4 protein-coding genes and 1 pseudogene are annotated in these 3,523 nt (G+C 28.6%); all 5 read left to right on the top strand.

What is annotated here, in order from left to right; translation table 11 throughout:
- The first annotated feature begins 264 nt into the window (after positions 1-264).
- On the top strand, positions 265-678 hold the full coding sequence (locus tag A9G03_RS00235) for a hypothetical protein (protein ID WP_218837045.1): 414 nt from the start codon (positions 265-267) through the stop codon (positions 676-678).
- Between the two features lie 335 nt (positions 679-1,013).
- Positions 1,014-1,457: a hypothetical protein gene (locus A9G03_RS00230; protein WP_065798082.1), complete on the top strand. Its 444-nt coding sequence runs from the start codon at positions 1,014-1,016 to the stop codon at positions 1,455-1,457.
- A gap of 326 nt (positions 1,458-1,783) precedes the next feature.
- Positions 1,784-2,458, top strand: a complete 675-nt coding sequence (locus A9G03_RS12615) for an RHS repeat-associated core domain-containing protein (RefSeq protein ID WP_065798081.1) — start codon at positions 1,784-1,786, stop codon at positions 2,456-2,458.
- Entirely contained in the window at positions 2,439-3,086 is a 648-nt protein-coding gene (locus A9G03_RS00220; protein ID WP_065798080.1) for a hypothetical protein, read from the top strand. Before A9G03_RS12615 ends, A9G03_RS00220 begins: the two co-directional genes overlap by 20 nt.
- A 190-nt stretch (positions 3,087-3,276) precedes the next feature.
- Positions 3,277-3,523: pseudogene (locus A9G03_RS12610) on the top strand (hypothetical protein); the annotation flags it as partial.

Below are 3,523 nucleotides of genomic sequence, written 5' to 3'. Positions count from 1 at the left end.
ACCGAAAATTGCAGTCATTATTATGCATTAAAATGATTGAAAAGATTTATAATGTTAAAAGTTGTATTTACATTTAACTTATTGAATTAGTGTTATAAATTTAGCTCTAGCCGTAAATATTATTTACCATAATAAAACAAAAATTAATCACATTGAAAATAAATCTATCTGCTATTAGTTTGTCTTGAAAAGATAATTATTAAGCAATAAGGCAACTAATTAGCAAAATATAAGATATGTTGATTATTCATAAGGGGATCGTAAATGCTTGTTGATACACTCGAAAGATTTGAATCCTTATATAAAAAATTGTGGATTGAACTAACGGATAAATATGGAAAAAATAATTTTATCGATGAGGTAGAAGTTTCAAAAGCAACGTTTTTGTTGGAAAACCTAATAAAATGTCGCATCTTTCAATTACCAGCATTTGAGTTGTTGTTAAGAATTAACCCCAATCGTGCTTTATCCTTGCTTGAAGATCGTTATCTATCAATGGATTTATCTGATCATATTAATGATCAAGTTTCAGATCTGGAAATTATGTTAACAAATATCAAAAAGATATTAGGAAAAGAACAGTTGATAAACATTCTAAATAGTGATGCATTTTTAGCTAAAAATAAGAAAAATAGAAGAGTAAAAGAAGCTATTCGCTTCGCTAAAGAGGATGATTAACAGTATTGTTTTTAACAAAAACGTAACTGAATTTTACTTAGTCAAAAAACAGACTAACTGTTAGCCACATTTTTACACGATTAAGACCCATACTTAAATTCAAAAAAACTCATATTGTTAATTGATTGTTTAAATAAATGTGACATTGTAACTTTAAATTAAGTGTCATATAACAAAATGATTATGAAAAGGGATTAAATTTATTAGTAGATTAATAAAAAAAACAAAATTATATTATTGTTATACAAAAAATGATAAAAAATATATAAATAAAGGATCTTATCTTGCCGAAAACTATGATGCAGATGAAGAGTTATACCGAAAGGACGATGTAAATGAAAATTGATTTTTTACAATTATATGCTGAAGTAGAAGTCAACTATGATATTACTAATACGGTTTTAAAGCCATTGAGAATAAATCTCAATAAATTAAACAAAACGCTTCCACATTATGATAAATTATTTAAAACAACAGATTACGAATTAGTTTTTACCATATCTGCTACACAAGAAAACAAAAATTTAGTCTACGGCCCTACAACATCGTCAAAAAACAAAGTAGTTTATTTCACAATTTTTATACCTTATAAAACGTTTAATTCATTTACTCAACAAATATATTACATTCTTGATACCCTAGCAGAGGGAATTATTTTTGTATTCAATAAATATAAAACTGATCCTTCAGGGGTAAAAGAAGCGTTTGAAACATTAAAAACATTGATTGCAAAGGATCCAGAAAGATATCAAAAATGGTTAAAAGATCTCGAGGACTGATAATTTTAAAAATTTATAGTGTTTAAGGCGCGATTGCCATAGTTAGATAGCAAATGTAGCCAACCATTTGGCAAAAATCCTTATCGCAAAAAAATTGACCAAATCAAAACCACGTTTACATCTACGATGCCTTAGGCCGACGTATCGAAAAACACCAGATAGACCGGGCGGGCAAAGCCTGCAACCGTACCCGTTTCCTGTGGGACGGACTAAGAATGATTCAGGAAACCCGTACTGTCAGAAGCAAAAGCGTCTATATCTACACTGATGAAAGCGGCTATGAACCCTTAGCCAGAGAATAGACCACCACCGGTACGGAACAAAAAGTGCTGTACTACTACACCGACGTCAATGGTGTTACTGATGAAGACGGTCACATTGTATGGGCATGCAGCTATCAGCTGTGGGGCAAGCCGATACAGGAAATCGAACACAGCCAGATACAACAGAACCTAAGGTATCAGGGGCAGTATTTAGACAGAGAAACGGGCTTACATTACAATACCTTCAGGTACTACGACCCGGATATAGGCAGATTCACGCAGCCGGACCCGATTGGGCTATTGGGTGGGTTTAATCTGTATCAGTATGCGCCTAACTCACTGATGTGGATTGATCCGTGGGGATGGAGTTGTGGTACAGATGCTAAAAAATTACGTACTAATATGAAAAATGCGCATGTACCTGTGCCAAACTATAATTATTCAGCACACCATATTGTTATGTCTAATTCACAAGATGTAAGAATGGTAAAACTTAGAGATAAGATGGAAGTGCTAAAAGTGGATAAAAATTCAATTGAAAATGGGGCATATTTACCGACTTCTTCTAAAGATAAAGCAAAGGCACAAACTAAAGCAATTGCTCATTCTAAAGTTCATACTGATATATATATGGAGAATGTTTATAATAGACTTATAAATATAAATGACCCTGATGAATTCACTAATGAATTGATAAAGATAGGTAAGGAGCTATTAAATGGAACATTTAAATATTAAACTAGGGAAATTGAATTTAGTTAACATAATAAATATCCTTAAGAAAAAATATGAAAATATTATGTTGTCTCCCAAAAAAATAAATGATGAATATTATCAAAATGCTTTGTCAGAATTTGCATATAAAAAAATATCTAAAGGTCCAAGTGTTAATATTAAACCATTTGATTTTCAGCTAGATGGTTTCAAAAAGGGTAGAGAATTAAAGACATTACCAAAAAATATCGATTATACACATGTATATTACTTTGATAATAATAATAATTTGCTTTTAACTGAAATTTATGGTCAATCAGAAAATATTGTTAATAAAGAGTACTATTTTTATGATGAAAATCATATTGAATCAATCTATTTTGCAAGTGGTACAAATAATGTACGTAATATTTCATTTTTGATAAATGAAAAAAAGCAAGTAAAATATTGGATAAATTATTCTAAATATGGATATGGAGTTTCGGAATATATTTATAATAATGATAAGCTTACAGAGATAAATGTTAAAATCAGACAACATGAAACAAATGAGTGTACATGCTTTACCAATTTTTTTGAATACAACAAAGGTGAATTAGTTAAAATAACGAGTAAATATTCTAATGGTTATGAAGAACAACTCTACCCATAAAAAACGTATTAATTAGATCTTTATTACTTATTTTAAATTGCAATAATACTCTATATTATATAAAAAATTTATCCACACCTTTATAGTTAGGAACAGCTAGTGCATCTATAAACATACATTACTTAAAATTTATTATTATTTTCAGTTATGTATAAAAAATTAACATGGTATTAGTTAAAGGATATATGTTTTGAATGCTTTTTTTGATTTTCTCAATGAGAAAAAAATTAAATTTAATATAAGAGACCAATATATTTATATTCATAATGATTTAGATTTAAGATATACTAAAATTAAAACATTGCCTAATAATTTGATTGTTAACGGTGATCTAAATTTAGAATACCTAAGTATTAACATATTACCAGAAAATTTATTTGTTAAGAAAAATTTAAATTTAGCATATACAAAAATTAAGTCATTACCTAATAAAATAC

Origin of the sequence: Gilliamella sp. wkB171 (assembly GCF_001693755.1) — a bacterium.
GTDB lineage: Bacteria > Pseudomonadota > Gammaproteobacteria > Enterobacterales > Orbaceae > Gilliamella > Gilliamella apicola_F.
The sequence above is the reverse complement of the archived record's forward strand: the minus strand, read 5'-3'. Positions and strand labels throughout refer to the sequence as shown.